The sequence below is a fragment of the Nocardioides scoriae genome (genome assembly GCF_900104965.1).
In the GTDB taxonomy this organism is placed as follows: Bacteria; Actinomycetota; Actinomycetes; order Propionibacteriales; family Nocardioidaceae; genus Marmoricola; species Marmoricola scoriae.
On the sequence record NZ_LT629757.1, the window covers coordinates 791267 to 806251 of the forward strand.

The window sequence follows — 14985 nt, forward strand, 5'->3', positions numbered from 1 at the left end:
GACGGTACGTCGCGGGCCGTGACGGACGGGTCGCTAGGTTGGGCCGAGCGCGCGACGCGCGCCGACGACGAGGAGTTCGATGACCCGCTTCACCGCGAGCAAGCAGTCCGCGGCCACCGTGACGTCCCCGCCCGAGGACGTGTGGGCCGCGCTGACCGACCCCGAGCTGCTGCCCCGGCTGACGCCGTACCTGCAGCGCATCGACGCCGACGGCGACCGGTGGACCTGGCACGTCACCCGGGTGCCGCTGCTCGGCCGGTCGATCGGCTCGACCTTCGTGGAGCAGATGTCCTTCGACGAGCCGTCGCGGATCAGCTACGCGCCGCACCCTGACGAGCCCGCCCAGCAGACGCAGGTCAGCGGGGAGTACCACCTCGAGCAGCGCGGGAGCGGCACCCGCCTGTCCATCGACATCGAGGTCAGCGTCGAGCTGCCGTTCCCGCGGCTGGCCCGCGTGGGCGTCGAGGGCGCGATCGCCGCGGTGATGAGCGGCATGGGCGTCGCGTTCTCCCGCAACCTGCTGCGCCACCTCGGGGAGCGCTGATGAGGATCCTGGTCATCGGGGCCTCGGGCTACGTCGGCTCGCGCCTGGTCCCCGCCTTCCTGGACGCGGGCCACGAGGTCGTGGCTGCCTCGTCGTCCGCGCCGCGGCCCGAGCGGTTCGCCTGGGGGCACCGGGTGGACTGGGCCCGCTGCGACGTCACCGACCGGGCGCAGGTCGCCGCGGCGCTCGAGGGCGTCGACGGGGTCTGCTACCTGGTGCACTCGCTGGACCGCCGCTCCTTCGAGGACCGCGACCGCGAGGGGGCCGAGGTCGTGCGCGACGCCGTCGCCGCCAGCGAGGTCACCCGCGTGATCTACCTCTCGGGCCTGGTGCCGGACGCGCCGACGCAGGACCTCTCGCGCCACATCTTCTCCCGGCTCGAGGTCGAGCAGGTCCTCTCCGAGGCCACCTCCCCGACCTGCTCGGTCCTGGCCCTGCGCGCCGGTGTCGTGCTCGGGGCGGGGTCGACCTCCTTCGAGGTGATCCGGCAGCTCGCCACGCTGCTCGTGGTGCAGCCGGTGCCGAGCTGGCTCGAGCACGACGTGCAGCCGATCGCGGTCAGCGACGTGCTGCGGGCGATGGTCGAGGCATTCGAGGACGACCGCCTCACCGGGTCGCTCGACATCGGTGGCCCCCACGTGGTGCCCTACGCCCGGCTGCTGGCCGACTGCTCGCGCGCGGCCGGCCTGCTGCGGCTGCGGATCCCGGTGGTGCTGGTGCCGCCCGCCCTGGTCAGCGCCGGCGCGGCGGCCCTCGTGGCCGCGCCGTTCTGGACGGTCTCCTCGCTCGTGCAGAGCCTGCGCCACGACATGGTGTGCCGGCCCGGCGAGACCTGGGTGCCGCGGGACGGGCGGCCCCTGCTCGGCATCCGCGAGTCGATGGCGCGCGCGTTCGGCGAGCCGGGCAGCACCCCCGAGGCCGCCCTGCCGAGCGACCCCTCCTGGACCAGCACGCGGGTCCCGGTCCTCGACGAGCTGCACGCCCCGGCCACGGTCAGGGCCGGTGCCGGGCTGGCGCTGAAGAAGGCGCGCACCGTGCTGGGCGCCCTGCCGATCCCGGGCCTGTAGGCGGGACCGGCAGGGCGCCGGGTCACACGTCCGCGAGCGCGACCTGGTCGTCGGCGAGGCGGTCGGGGTCGACCTCGGTGCCGACCAGGCGGCGCACCTCGTCGGTCGCGTCCCAGTCGTTGACCTGCATGCCGGCCACGACCTCGCGGCCCCGCAGCCACCAGGCGGTGAACACCAGGCCGTCGGTGTCGCCGCGCACGACGACGCGGTCGAAGCCCTCGGGGCCGGGGTGGCCGACGTACTCCATGCCGAGGTCGTACTGGTCGGTGAAGAAGTAGGGCAGCTCGTCGTGCTGGACGGACTCGCCGAGCAGGCTCCGCGCGGCGGTCTCGCCGTGCCGGGAGGCGGTGTCCCAGTGCTCGACCCGCAGGCGCCGGCCCAGGACGGGGTGCTCGGCGTTGGCCACGTCGCCGGCCGCCCACACGTGCGGGTCGCTGGTGCGCAGGGACGCGTCGACCAGCACGCCGTCGTCCACCTGCAGCCCCGCCGCCTCGGCGAGCTCGACGACCGGCTCGACGCCGATGCCGACGACCAGCAGGTCGAAGGGGACCGGGTCGCCCGAGGCGAGCTCGACCACGCCGCCGTCGTCGGTGGCGCGGACGCCGGTGACCTCCGTGCCGAGGCGCAGGTCGACGCCGTGGGAGCGGTGGAGCTCGGCGAAGACCGCCGCCACCTCGTCGCCGAGGACCCCGAGGAGCGGCTGCGCCGCTGACTCCAGGACGACGACCTCGGCGCCGTTCTGGCGGGCCGACGAGGCGACCTCGAGGCCGATCCAGCCCGCGCCGACGACCGCGATCCGGCGGCCCTCGGTCAGCTGCTCCTTGATGCGGGCCGCGTCCTCGAGGGTGCGCAGGTACGCCACGGGGGCGCCGCTGTCGTCGGCCGGCGCAAAGGGACGGGGCCGGGCGCCCGTGGCGAGCAGCAGCCGGTCGTAGCCGATCCGCTCGTCGCCGACGACGACCTCGCGCGCGGCCAGGTCGAGCCCGGTGACGCGGGTGCCGGTGCGCAGGTCGACGTCGTGCGCGGCGTACCAGCCCTGCTCCTGGACGAGGGTGTCGTCGGGGCCGGCCTCGCCGAGGAGGAGGTCCTTGGACAGCGGCGGCCGCTCGTACGGCGGGTGGTCCTCGGCGGTGAGCACCACCAGCTCCCCGTCGTACCCGGAGTCGCGCAGCTGCGCGACGGCCTTGCCGGCGGCGAGGCCGCCCCCCACCACCACGATCGGACCCGACATGTCGCACGCTCCTCGTCCGGGCCGACCGGCGCGGCCCCGCCCCCGAACGTAGCGCCGGGCACCACGCCCTCTGGCAGGGTGAGGCCATGGACCTGGGACTGCAGCTGGGCTACTGGGGCGCGCAGCCGCCCACGGGCACCGCCGAGCTCGTCGCGGCCGCGGAGGACGCCGGGTTCGACGCCCTGTTCACGGCGGAGGCGTGGGGCTCCGACGCGCTCACGCCGCTGGCCTGGTGGGGCCGCGAGACCACCCGGCTGCGCCTGGGCACCAGCATCGTGCAGATGTCGGGCCGCACGCCGGCGAGCATCGCCATGCACGCGCTCACCCTCGACCACCTCAGCGGCGGCCGGGTCGTGCTGGGCATGGGCGTGAGCGGTCCGCAGGTCGTGGAGGGGTGGTACGGCCAGCCCTTCGCCAAGCCGCTCGCCCGCACCCGCGAGGTGGTCGACGTCGTGCGCCAGGTGCTGGCCCGCGAGGCGCCGGTCACCAACGACGGCCCCCACCACCCGCTGCCGTACGCCGGCGAGGGGTCGGTCGGCCTCGGCAAGCCGCTGCGCTCGATCGTGCACCCGCTGCGCGCGGACCTGCCGATCTTCCTGGGCGCGGAGGGGCCGAGGAACGTCGCGCTGGCCGCGGAGATCGCCGACGGCTGGCTGCCGCTGTTCTACTCCCCGGCCTCGGCGGACCTCTATCGTCCCTGGCTGGCCGAGGGGTTCGCCCGCCCGGGGGCGCGACGCACCCCGGACACGTTCGAGATCGCGGCGACCTGCCACCTGCAGGTGACCGACGACCCGGGGCCGGTGCTGGAGGCGCTGAAGCCGTCGGTCGCCCTCTACATGGGCGGGATGGGCGCCAAGGGCCAGAACTTCCACCAGGAGGTCTTCGTGCGGATGGGGCACGAGCAGCTGGCCCACGACGTGCAGGAGCTCTACCTGGCCGGCCGCAAGGACGAGGCGGCCGCCCTGGTCCCCGACGAGCTGGTCGACCAGCTCCACGTCGTCGGCGACGCCGCCCGGGTGCGGGACAAGGTGGCCGAGTGGGAGGCCTCCGGCGTCACGATGCTGCTGCTCAGCCTCACCACGCCCGACGAGGTGCGGCTGGTGGCCGAGACCCTGGCCTGAGGCGGCGCCCCACCCGGGGTGGACCACGGCTCACAGGCGCGAGACGCCCTCCCAGCCCGTGCTCGGGGCGCGGAGCCCGAAGTACGCCCCCAGCGTCGGCGCGACGTCCATCGTGTGCGCGCGGTCCGAGCGGGCCACGCCCCGGGCGACGGCAGGGCTGCCGCCGGAGAGGAAGAAGGGGATGGGCTCGGTGGCGGGGTGGCCGTGGTTGCCGGGGATCGGGTTGCTCGTCGGACCCGGGTCGCTGAAGCGCCAGCCCGCCTTGCACCACACCAGCACGTCCCCGGCCTCGGCGCCCAGGCGCAGGCCGGGCGTGCGCGCGACGTCGTGGGCCGCCAGCACCCCGGGGGTCGCGGCGGCCAGCTGCCGGACCCGGGCGACCGCAGCGTCGCGGGCGCCTGCCGGGCCGGTCCAGTAGACGAGGTCGGCGCCCCCGTTCTGCGCGATCTCGAACCGACCGGCGAGCGTGGGGTCGGCCTCCAGCACCGGGGTGAGGCTGACGGTCTGCTGGGGCAGCGACCAGTCCATGGAGTGGTCGGCGAGCACCACGACCAGCGAGGAGGCCCACCTGCCGCTCGTCCTCAGCCGGTCGACGAAGCGCTGCACCTGGAGGTTCGTCGACGCCAGCGCCGTGCGACGGGCCGCCTGCAGGGTGGTGCCGGTCAGGTCGGAGTGGCCGAAGCGGTCGATGTCGCCGAGGTTGACGAAGACCAGGTCGGGGTCGAACCGGTCGACCATGGCGATGGCGGCGTCGGTGGTGGCCGCGTCCGGGGCGTGCCCCGAGACCGGGACGACCGGGAACGGCTCCCACCGGTGGGTGGCACGGGTGCCGAAGACGCCGTACAGGTACTCCTTGGACAGCACGGTGCCGGTGGTGCGACCGGTGGCGTTCAGCTGCTCGATGACGGTCGTCACCCGGATGTCGGAGGGCCGGTCGCAGTCGCGCACCACCTGCTCGTCGCGGTCGTAGACCGAGTTGGCCGGCACGCCGTTCCGCGCCGGGCGGCAGCCGGTCATCATCATCACGTGGTTGGGGATGGTCTCGGTCACCGGCAGCGACCGGGCGGCGGGGTACCACAGCCCGGCGTCGCGCAGCGCCCGCACGGCGGGCATCTGGTCGACCTCGCCCGGGCGGCAGCCGTCGAGGACCAGCACGTAGGCGCGGCGACGCCCCGCGGAGGAGGTGGCGGCCCCGGCCGCGGGTGCCCCGGCCACCGACGAGAAGGCCAGCGCCGCACCGGAGGCGCCGGTGACCCGGAGCAGCGTGCGGCGGTCGATCGCGGTCATCGGGCCACCGGCCCGGGGACGCGGTGCAGCACCTGGCTGCCGGCGGTGGTGGCGTAGGACACCGACCAGGTGGCGGCGGCGCCGCGGTCGGCGCGGTCGCCGATGACGTACCAGTCCATCTGTGCTCGCTTCGGGGTCAGGTCGAGGACCGAGTAGCCGTGGTCGTCGAAGTCGATGTGCTGGACGTGGGGGTTGTTGGCCTTGAGCGCCTCCTCCACGGCGATGCTCGTGGTGCGCGGCGGGCTCCCGGTGATGTCCTTGAGGTTGTTGGAGGTCACCGAGGTGCCGACCAGCTCGACGCCCACGGAGCTGCGCGTCGCGGCGTACGTCGCCTTGTCGGCCGGGAGGTCGCAGGCCCAGGCCGAGTGGATGTCGCCGGTCACGAAGACGGTGTCGGTGACGCCGTGGTCGCGCAGGTGCTCGAAGACCTCGCGCCGGTCGTCGGTGTAGCCGTCCCACTGGTCGACGTTGTAGGGCACGCCCTCGGGCGGCAGCAGCCCGACGGTGTCGTCGACCGGTCGGACCGCCTCGCGCGGCACGCCGGCGAAGGTCACCGGCGCGATCATCACGGGGTTGCCCACCAGCTTCCACTGGACGGCGGTCGTGGTGAGCGAGGCCTTGAGGAAGTCCATCTGGGCGCGGCCGGTGAGGGTGCGGTCGGGGTCGGCCTGGGCCGGGTCGACGGGAGCGGCGAGCTGCTGGTCGCGGTAGGACCGCAGGTCGAGCAGGGTCAGCTCGACGAGCGTCCCGAACCGCAGCCGGCGGTAGAGCCCGTCGCCGTCGCCGGACGCGGCGGTGCCCGACATCCGCACCGGCATCCACTCGTCGTACGCCTGGTGGCTCGCGGCCCGGCGCGCCGCCCACGACCCCTCGCCGGCCGAGTGGTTCTCGGCGCCCCCGCGCCAGGCGTCGTTGGCCGACTCGTGGTCGTCCCAGGTCACGACGAACGGCACCCGGGCGTGCAGGCGCTGCAGGTCGGTGTCGCGCTTGTACTGCGCGTGGCGCTGCCGGTAGTCGGCCAGGGTGCGGGTCTCGTGGGCCGGCTCGTGGACCCGGACGTCGCGGTCCGAGCGGCCGTAGCCGTACTCGCCCGGGCCGTACTCGTAGACGTAGTCGCCCAGGTGCAGCACCGCGTCGAGGTCGTCGCGGTCGGCGAGGTGGCGGTAGGCGCTGAACCAGCCGGCCTGCAGGTTGGCGCACGACACCACGCCGAGGCGCACCCGGGCGGGTGCGGACGCGGTCGCGGGCGCCGTGCGGGTGCGGCCGGTGCGGCTCGTGCGGCCGTCCCACAGGAACCGGTACCAGTAGGTGCGGCCCGGGGCCAGGCCGGTCGCGTCCACCTTGACCGTGTGGTCGCGCGCGGCCCCGGTGCGCACCCGTCCCGAGCGCACCACGCGGGTGAAGCCGGGCCCGGTGGCCACCTGCCAGCGCACCGTGACGTCGGGTCCGACTCCCGAGCCGGGCGTGCTGCGCAGGGTGGGGGTGACACGGGTCCAGAGCACGACGGAGGTGGGCCGGGGGTCGCCGCTGGCGACCCCGTGGGCGAAGGGGGAGCTGGCCATGCCCCATCCAACGACGGCAGGCCCCGGGCGTCATGGGTGCGGCGAGGTCGTCACCCGAGCCTCACCGCGTGCTCGCCCGCTGTTCACCAGCCGGTCGGCTCCGGCGCCGGCGGCAGGTCCCGGCGGCCGCGGCGGGCGGCCTTGCGCTCGAGCTGGTGCTGGATGTCGGCGATCGACGACTCCCGCGAGGTCACCAGCTTCGCCAGCCCGACCCCGGTGCCGAGGGTGACGAACAGCGGCCACGGGAAGCCGGGGCCGTGGTCGAACGCGGCCGCGACGTAGACCACCCAGCAGATGAGGGTCGGCACCAGGAACGACCACAGCGCCTGGTGGCGACGGTGCTCGTAGCGCCGGACCGCCTCGGCCCGCAGGTCGGACGCAGGGACGAGCGGACCGCGTCGAGGGGGAGCCGACGAGGGGGCGACGTCGGCGATGAGCGGCACCAGGTCGCCCAGCGTGCGGGTCTCCCGGACGGCGGTGGTGCGCTCGTCGAGCTCGTCCCGGTCGAGCCGGCCCTCGGCGTACGCCGCGGCGAGGGCGTCGAGGACCACGTCGCGGTCGCGGTCGGAGGCGCGCATCCCGGCGTGGGCCGGCAGTCGTGGGTCGAGCTCGAAGCGCTGCCAGGTGTCGGTCCCGTCCATGCCCCCAGCCTCGGGGAGGCAGGGCGCCCCACGCCAGGGTCGGCCGTCACGAGCCGTCCGTGACACCTGTCATGCGTGCGGGGTGGGCGTCTGCCCGGGACGCCCCGCAGCCGTCGGGTCCGGGTCCGAGGGCAGTCGCGACCAGCACTGCAGGTCCACCCGCCGGCCGCCGCGGTGGTGCACCGAGCGCAGCACCCCCTCCAGGACGTAGCCCGCCTTCGCGGCGACGCGTGCCGAGGCGGGGTTCTCGGTGGAGACGAGCGCCGTGGCCCGCTGCAGGCCGGCGTCGAACGCCCAGCGGGTCATCGCCAGCAGCGCCGCGGTGGCGACGCCCCGGCCGCGGGCGTCCGGCGCCACGGCGTACCCCAGCTCGACCTCGGCACCCTCGTGGTCCACGGGTCCCGTGACGGCGTACCCGACGAACGTCCCGGTCCCGTCCAGCACCGCCCAGGCGTGCCGGTCGTGGCCGTCGAACCGGGTCAGCCACTGCTCCACCCAGCCGTCCGGCACCGGGTCGGGCGCGCGCGTGAAGCGCAGCGTGGCGGGGTCGCGCATGGTCGCCAGGACCTGCGGCACGTGGGCGGGGCGCAGGGGCTCGAGGTTCACGACGACCACGTCCGCATGATGCCCCACCCGGGCCCGCTACCGTCTCGACATGGCTGACGTCACCACGCGTTCCCCCGTCGACCCCGCCGAGCTCGAGCGGCACCTGCGCGAGCGGGGCGTGCACGGCGTGCAGGTGGGGTGGGTCGACAACAACGGAGTGGTCCGGTCGCGGGTGGTCCCCGTCGGCGACCTGGCCGGCGCGCTGCACCGCGGCGTCGGCGTGACGGCCGTGTTCGCGGTATTCGACAGCCACGACGGCATCACCTTCGCCCACGAGGGCCTCTCGACGCCGTCCGGCGACGTCCGCCTGGTGCCGGTCGTCGACGCGCTCGACGACGTGGTGCCGATGGCCGGCCAGCCCGGGCTGGCCTGGGCCCACGGCCGCCAGCTGACCGCCGACGGCGACCCCTGGCCCTACTGCCAGCGCACCGTCCTCGAGCGGCAGGTGGCGCGGGCGGCGGCCGCCGGCTTCGAGGTGCGGGCCGGCTTCGAGGTCGAGCTGCTCGTCTCCCGCGAGGACCCGACCGGCGCGCTCGTGCCGGCCCACCGCGGCCCGGCGTACAGCGCCAACGCCGTCCGCGACGTCGGCGAGCTGGTGACGCGGCTGCTGTCCGACCTCGAGGCCAACGGCGTCGACGTCGGCCAGGTCCACGCGGAGTACGGCGGCGCCCAGCTCGAGCTCGCGCTGTCGGCCCTCGACCCGCTGGCCGCCGCCGACGCGCAGGTGCTGGTGCGCCAGACCGTCCACGACGCCGCCCGCAGCCTGGGCCTGCGCGCCAGCCTGGCGCCGCTGCCCTCGGAGGAGGTCGCCGGCAACGGCTGGCACCTGCACACCTCGCTGGTGCGCGACGGCCGCAACGCCCTGACCGGCGACGACGAGCACGGCCTGTCCGCGGTCGGCCGCGGCTACGTCGCCGGCCTGCTGCGCGAGCTGCCCGGGGTGGTCGCCGTCACCGCACCGAGCACCGGCTCGCTGCTGCGCCGGCGGCCGCACTACTGGGCCGGCGCCTTCGGCTTCTGGGGGGTGGAGAACCGCGAGGCCGCGGTGCGGCTGGTGCCGTCCTCCCGGCTGCTCGGCCCCGAGCACACCAACGTCGAGCTCAAGGCCTGCGACGCCTCGGCCAACCCCTACCTCGCGCTCGCGGTGACGATCGCCGCCGGCCTGGCCGGGGTCGAGGAGGGCCTGGTGCCGCCGGAGCCGGTGCAGGAGGACGTCGGCGGCTGGGACGACGAGCGCCGGGCCGAGGCCGGCATCGTGGCGCTCGCGACCACCCACGAGGAGCAGCGCGCCCACCTGCTGGGCAGCGACCTGGTCCGCGAGGTGCTGGGGGAGGACCTGCTCGGCGCGTTCGTCGCCTGCCGCGACGCCGACGCCGCGTGGGCGGCCGACCGGGCGCCGGCCGACGTGCTGGCGTCGCTGCGATGGATCTACTGAGCCTGCCCGGCGCGGACCGGGTGCTGGCCCGCCACGCCGTGGTGCTGCCGCAGCCCGACCAGCTGTGCGGCCCCTTCGCCGCCCACGTCGCGCTGCACGGCGTGCGACCGGACCCGCCGGGCGTGACCGAGCTGGCGCGGGCGGCGGGCACCCGTGTCTGGCCCCACGACGTCGCGGCGTGGCGGCCGGAGGGGGCCCCCTGGCGGCGCGACGGGTGGGACGTCCTGCCCGAGGCGCCCTCGGTGGGGACCAGCGGCACCGACGCGGCCGGGGTGGCGCGGGCGGTGTCGGCCCTCACCGACGTCGAGGTGGTCTCCGTCCCCGGGGCGGGCACGCACGCCGCCGCGTGGGCGTCGCTGCTGGCGTCGCTGCTGGGCGGACCCGACGTCGGCGTGGTGGCCAACGTCCGCACCGGTGCCCTCGAGCCCGGGGCCGGCTGGGACGTCGGGCACTTCGTGGTGCTGCACGCCGCCACGGCCACGGGGGAGCGGGTCGGGGTCGCCGACACCTACGCCGAGCTCGGCGCCCCCGGGCGGCCGCCGGGCTGCCGGGTGGTGGAGGTCGCGGCACTCGGGGCCGGCCTCGCGGCCGCCCCGGGCCGGGGCCTGCTGGTCCTGGTCGACCCCGACGACGCCGACGACGTGCGAGACCGGGTGGCGCGGGCCGGGCTGTCGACCGGCTCCTGGACCACCTGACGCGTCGCGCGAGGCGCGGCTACCAGCCGCGCTCGCGCCACTCCGCGACGTGGGGCCGCTCGGCGCCGAGCGTCGAGTCGTTGCCGTGGCCGGGGTAGAACCAGGTCTCGTCGGGCAGCCGGTCGAACACCTTGGTCGAGACCTCGTCCACCAGGGTGCGGAAGGCGTCGGCGTCGCCGAAGGTGTTGCCGACCCCGCCCGGGAAGAGGCTGTCGCCGGTGAACAGGTGGGGCGTGCCCTGCGGGTCGTCGTACACCAGGGCGATGGAGCCCGGAGTGTGGCCGACGAGGTGGATCACCTCGAGCCGCACCTCGCCGAACTCGATCGTGTCGCCGTGGCGCACCCGGTCGTCGACCACGACGCCGGTCTGCTCGGTCACGGCGTCGCTGTCCGCCTCGCCCGCGACCGTGACGGCGCCGGTGGCGGCCACGACGTCGGCCAGCGCCCGGTGGTGGTCCCAGTGCTGGTGGGTGGTGACCACCTTGGACAGCCCGGAGGCCCCGACCAGCTCGAGCAGGCGCTGCGGCTCGGCCGCGGCGTCGACGAGCACCTGCTCGTCGGTCGCGCGGCAGCGCAGCAGGTAGCAGTTGTTGGACATCTTCGGGTCGACCGCCAGCTTCGTCACCACCAGCCCGGCCAGCTCCCGGGTGTCCGGGGCGCCGCCGGGGGAGACCTCGCCGGTGTAGGGACCGCTGTCGCCGATGCTGCTCGCCATGGCCTCACCCTAGGCGGCCCGGCCGGCCCCGGGGGGAGCGCGGCGGGCTGTCGGTGGTGCGACGTAGCGTGCTCGGGGTACGTCGAGGTGCCGTGGTTGGCCGGCTCGGATAGGATCGCGAACACGTGTTCGAAGCTTCCAGCTCGCCAAGCACGCACCAACAGAGCCGTCGTCGAGTCGAGCAGAGGTCCAGTTCGTGGCTGATCAGCTGGTCATCCGGGGTGCCCGGGAGCACAACCTGAAGGACGTGTCCCTCGACCTCCCCCGGGACTCCCTCATCGTGTTCACGGGGCTGTCCGGGTCGGGCAAGTCGAGCCTCGCGTTCGACACCATCTTCGCGGAGGGGCAGCGCCGCTACGTCGAGTCGCTCTCGGCGTACGCCCGCCAGTTCCTGGGCCAGATGGACAAGCCCGACGTCGACTTCATCGAGGGCCTGAGCCCCGCGGTCTCGATCGACCAGAAGTCCACCTCGAAGAACCCGCGCTCGACGGTCGGCACCATCACCGAGGTCTACGACTACCTCCGGCTGCTCTACGCCCGCGCGGGCCGGCCCCACTGCCCCACCTGCGGTGCGCCCATCGAGCGGCAGACGCCGCAGCAGATCGTCGACCGGGTCCTCCAGCTCGAGGAGGGCACCCGCTTCCAGGTGCTGGCGCCGGTGATCAGGGGTCGCAAGGGCGAGTACCTCGAGCTCTTCCGCAGCCTGCAGTCGCAGGGCTTCAGCCGCGCCCGCGTCAACGGCGAGACCATCCAACTGGCCGAGCCGCCGACGCTGGAGAAGCAGAAGAAGCACACCATCGAGGTCGTCGTCGACCGGCTCTCGGCCAAGGAGTCGAGCAAGCGCCGGCTGACCGACTCCGTCGAGACGGCGCTCAACCTGGCCTCGGGCCTGGTGCTGTTCGACCTCGTCGACCTCGACGACGCCGACCCCCGCAAGGAGCTGCGGTTCTCGGAGAAGATGTCGTGCCCCAACGAGCACGACATCGAGACCGACGAGCTCGAGCCCCGCTCGTTCTCCTTCAACTCGCCGTTCGGCGCCTGCCCCGAGTGCCACGGCCTCGGCACCCGCATGGAGGTCGACCCGGAGCTGGTGGTCTCCGACCCGGGCGGGACCCTCGGCGAGGGCGTGATCGCGCCCTGGTCGGGCGCCCACGTCGCCGACTACTTCACGCGGCTGCTCGGCGCCCTGGGCGACGAGCTCGGCTTCGACCTCAACACCCCGTGGGAGAAGCTCCCCGCCAAGGGTCGCAAGGCGATCCTGGAGGGCCACAGCACCAAGGTGCACGTGCGCCACACCAACCGCTACGGCCGCCAGCGCTCCTACTTCACCGCCTTCGAGGGCGTGCGGCCCTACATCGAGCGCCGCCACCGCGAGGCCGAGAGCGACACCAGCCGCGAGCGCTTCGAGGGCTTCATGCGCGAGGTCGACTGCCCGGCCTGCCAGGGCACCCGCCTCAAGCCCGTCATCACCTCGGTCACCCTGGGCGGCGACCGGGGCGACGGCGGTCGCAACATCGCCGAGGTCTGCGCGATGCCGCTCAACGAGGCCGCCGAGTGGCTGGGTGCGCTCGAGCTCACCCCGCGCGAGCGCCAGATCGCCGAGCAGGTGCTCAAGGAGATCCAGGAGCGGCTGCGCTTCCTCCTCGACGTCGGCCTCGACTACCTCTCGTTGGACCGGCCCTCGGCCACCCTCTCCGGGGGCGAGGCCCAGCGGATCCGGCTGGCCACCCAGATCGGCGCCGGCCTCGTCGGCGTCCTCTACGTCCTGGACGAGCCGAGCATCGGCCTGCACCAGCGCGACAACCAGCGGCTCATCGAGACCCTGGTCCGCCTGAAGAACCTCGGCAACACCCTGATCGTGGTCGAGCACGACGAGGACACCATCAAGGTGGCCGACTGGGTCGTCGACATCGGGCCCGGCGCCGGCGAGCACGGCGGCCAGGTCGTCCACTCCGGCACGGTCCAGGGCCTGCTGGAGCACCGCGACTCCGAGACCGGGCTCTACCTCTCCGGCCGCAAGTCGATCCCGGTGCCTGGCGTGCGGCGCCCGCCGACGAAGGGCCGCGAGCTCAAGGTCCACGGCGCCCGCGAGAACAACCTCAAGAACGTCGACGTCGCCTTCCCGCTGGGCTGCTTCGTCGCGGTCACGGGCGTCTCGGGCTCGGGCAAGTCCACGCTGGTCAACGACATCCTCTACACCTCGCTCGCCAAGCACATCTACAACGCCCGCACGGTGCCGGGACGGCACCGCAAGATCACCGGCATCGACCAGGTCGACAAGGTGATCCACGTCGACCAGTCGCCGATCGGGCGCACGCCGCGCTCCAACCCGGCGACCTACACCGGCGTCTGGGACCACGTGCGCAAGCTCTTCGCCTCCACGCCCGAGGCCAAGATGCGGGGCTACCAGCAGGGCCGCTTCTCCTTCAACGTCAAGGGCGGCCGCTGCGAGGCGTGCTCCGGTGACGGGACGCTCAAGATCGAGATGAACTTCCTGCCCGACGTCTACGTGCCGTGCGAGGTCTGCCACGGCGCCCGCTACAACCGCGAGACGCTCGAGGTGCACTACAAGGGCAAGACCGTGGCCGACGTCCTGGACATGCCGATCGAGGAGGCCGTGGACTTCTTCGCGGCGATCCCCGCGATCTCGCGCCACCTGACCACGCTCGTCGAGGTGGGCCTGGGCTACGTCCGGCTCGGGCAGCCCGCGACCACGCTCTCGGGCGGCGAGGCCCAGCGCGTCAAGCTGGCCAGCGAGCTGCAGAAGCGCAACACCGGCAGCACGGTCTACGTCCTCGACGAGCCCACCACCGGCCTGCACTTCGAGGACATCCGCAAGCTGCTCGGGGTGCTCTCCAGCCTCGTCGACAAGGGCAACACGGTGCTGGTGATCGAGCACAACCTCGACGTCATCAAGACCGCCGACTGGATCGTCGACATGGGTCCGGCCGGCGGCAACCGCGGTGGCACCGTCGTGGCCCTCGGCACGCCCGAGCAGGTGGCGGCCAACGCCGACAGCTTCACCGGCGAGTACCTCAAGCCGCTGCTCGAGCGGGCCTGACCGGGTCCGGGCGCGCAGGCTTGGGCGCCTCCGTAGGTTGTCAGCCAGGCCGACCCACCGCTCAGGAGGACCCGATGGCACCCAGCGACCCGACCCCGTCCCGCTCTGCGTCCCCGACCGCCGCTACGCAGGCGTCCGGACCCCGCCGTCGCACCACCTCGCGGCGGGCCCTGGTCGGCGGCGCGCTCGGCCTGGGGGTCGGCGTGCCCCTCGTCGCGGCGTGCGGGTCGGACGACGAGGCGTCGGGCTCCGGCTCGGGCACGAGCACGACGTCGTCGGGGCCGGTGACCACCACCTCGGACGTCCCCGTCGGCGGCGGCGTCATCCTGGCCGCCGAGAAGATCGTCGTGACCCAGCCGACCGAGAGCGAGTTCAAGGCCTTCTCGGCCGTCTGCCCCCACCAGAAGTGCCTGGTCTCCAAGATCGAGGGCGAGGACATCGACTGCGAGTGCCACGGCAGCAAGTTCTCGATCACCGACGGCTCGGTGGTCAACGGACCGGCCGAGCAGCCGCTGTCCGCGCTGACCGTGAAGGTCGACGGCCAGGACATCAGCGTCACCTGACGCCGCAGCGCCTCAGGCGTCGGACTTGACCGCGAGCACGGGGCACGGCGCGTCGAGCAGCAGCTGCTGCGCCGTGCTGCCGGTCAGGATCTTGCCGACGGGGGAGCGGCGGCGCACGCCGATCACCAGCAGGTCGGCGGAGTGACGCGTGACGGCGTCGAGGATCGCCTCGGCCGGCGGCTGGCCGTCGGTGGGCTGCTCGACGACGTGGCTCAGGCCCTTCTCGCTCAGCTGCACGTCGATGGCGTCCATCTCCTGCGCGGGCGCGAAGCTCGGGTGGGAGTAGTCGCCGTTCTTGCCGGTGTTGACCACGACGAGACGGGCACCGAAGGAGGTCGCCCACTGCTCGGCGTGGGCCAGGGCGGCCAGCCCCTCGGGGGAGGGCAGGTAGCCGACGACGACGGTCTGGACGGGGGCGCTGGAGTTCTCGGGCACGGCCCCAGCCTACGCGGGTCCG

At 74.3% G+C, this 14985-nt stretch carries 14 protein-coding genes; 7 read left to right on the forward strand and 7 right to left on the reverse strand.

Features of this window, described 5'->3' with window-relative positions:
* Nucleotides 1-79: 79 nt before the first annotated feature.
* A complete protein-coding gene (locus BLU55_RS03810) occupies nucleotides 80-544 on the forward strand; it encodes an SRPBCC family protein (protein WP_091726275.1) in 465 nt (154 codons plus the stop codon).
* Complete coding sequence (locus BLU55_RS03815; protein ID WP_091726277.1) at nucleotides 544-1611, forward strand: NAD(P)H-binding protein; 1068 nt, start codon at nucleotides 544-546, stop codon at nucleotides 1609-1611. The genes BLU55_RS03810 and BLU55_RS03815 overlap by 1 nt, the downstream gene beginning before the upstream one ends.
* A gap of 22 nt (nucleotides 1612-1633) precedes the next feature.
* Here BLU55_RS03815 and BLU55_RS03820 read toward each other — a convergent pair whose 3' ends face one another.
* Nucleotides 1634-2842 (reverse strand): NAD(P)/FAD-dependent oxidoreductase, encoded by a 1209-nt coding sequence (locus tag BLU55_RS03820; protein ID WP_091726280.1) that lies wholly within the window; start codon nucleotides 2840-2842, stop codon nucleotides 1634-1636.
* An 86-nt stretch (nucleotides 2843-2928) separates the two neighbouring features.
* Between BLU55_RS03820 and BLU55_RS03825 the strand changes: the two genes are divergently transcribed.
* Nucleotides 2929-3963, forward strand: a complete 1035-nt coding sequence (locus tag BLU55_RS03825; RefSeq protein ID WP_091726282.1) for an LLM class F420-dependent oxidoreductase — start codon at nucleotides 2929-2931, stop codon at nucleotides 3961-3963.
* Nucleotides 3964-3993: 30 nt separating this feature from the next.
* Here the strand turns inward: BLU55_RS03825 and BLU55_RS03830 are convergent, their stop codons facing one another.
* The 4 genes from BLU55_RS03830 to BLU55_RS03845 all read right to left on the reverse strand — a co-directional run bounded on the left by BLU55_RS03830 (nucleotide 3994) and on the right by BLU55_RS03845 (nucleotide 8068).
* Entirely contained in the window at nucleotides 3994-5250 is a 1257-nt protein-coding gene (locus tag BLU55_RS03830) for an alkaline phosphatase family protein (RefSeq protein ID WP_091726285.1), read from the reverse strand.
* Entirely contained in the window at nucleotides 5247-6812 is a 1566-nt protein-coding gene (locus tag BLU55_RS03835; RefSeq protein ID WP_091726288.1) for an alkaline phosphatase D family protein, read from the reverse strand. The genes BLU55_RS03830 and BLU55_RS03835 overlap by 4 nt, the downstream gene beginning before the upstream one ends.
* Nucleotides 6813-6895: 83 nt before the next feature.
* The gene (locus BLU55_RS03840) at nucleotides 6896-7453 is read right to left on the reverse strand and encodes a DUF1707 SHOCT-like domain-containing protein (RefSeq protein ID WP_091726292.1); all 558 of its coding nucleotides are present in this window, start codon (nucleotides 7451-7453) and stop codon (nucleotides 6896-6898) included.
* A gap of 69 nt (nucleotides 7454-7522) precedes the next feature.
* Nucleotides 7523-8068: a GNAT family N-acetyltransferase gene (locus tag BLU55_RS03845; protein WP_157682719.1), complete on the reverse strand. Its 546-nt coding sequence runs from the start codon at nucleotides 8066-8068 to the stop codon at nucleotides 7523-7525.
* Between the two features lie 40 nt (nucleotides 8069-8108).
* On the opposite strand from BLU55_RS03845, the gene BLU55_RS03850 reads away from it, so the two are divergent.
* Nucleotides 8109-9494 (forward strand): type I glutamate--ammonia ligase, encoded by a 1386-nt coding sequence (locus BLU55_RS03850; RefSeq protein WP_091726297.1) that lies wholly within the window; start codon nucleotides 8109-8111, stop codon nucleotides 9492-9494.
* Nucleotides 9482-10189: a DUF6885 family protein gene (locus BLU55_RS03855; RefSeq protein ID WP_157682720.1), complete on the forward strand. Its 708-nt coding sequence runs from the start codon at nucleotides 9482-9484 to the stop codon at nucleotides 10187-10189. Before BLU55_RS03850 ends, BLU55_RS03855 begins: the two co-directional genes overlap by 13 nt.
* Nucleotides 10190-10208: 19 nt before the next feature.
* Here BLU55_RS03855 and BLU55_RS03860 read toward each other — a convergent pair whose 3' ends face one another.
* A complete protein-coding gene (locus BLU55_RS03860; protein WP_091726302.1) occupies nucleotides 10209-10904 on the reverse strand; it encodes an MBL fold metallo-hydrolase in 696 nt (231 codons plus the stop codon).
* A gap of 196 nt (nucleotides 10905-11100) precedes the next feature.
* On the opposite strand from BLU55_RS03860, the gene uvrA reads away from it, so the two are divergent.
* Nucleotides 11101-13965, forward strand: a complete 2865-nt coding sequence (gene uvrA / locus BLU55_RS03865) for an excinuclease ABC subunit UvrA (RefSeq protein WP_091726305.1) — start codon at nucleotides 11101-11103, stop codon at nucleotides 13963-13965.
* Nucleotides 13966-14039: 74 nt separating this feature from the next.
* Entirely contained in the window at nucleotides 14040-14528 is a 489-nt protein-coding gene (locus BLU55_RS03870) for a Rieske (2Fe-2S) protein (RefSeq protein WP_091726307.1), read from the forward strand.
* Nucleotides 14529-14540: 12 nt separating this feature from the next.
* On the opposite strand, the gene BLU55_RS03875 is transcribed toward BLU55_RS03870, so the two are convergent.
* Entirely contained in the window at nucleotides 14541-14963 is a 423-nt protein-coding gene (locus tag BLU55_RS03875) for a universal stress protein (protein ID WP_091726310.1), read from the reverse strand.
* Between the last annotated feature and the right edge of the window lie 22 nt (nucleotides 14964-14985).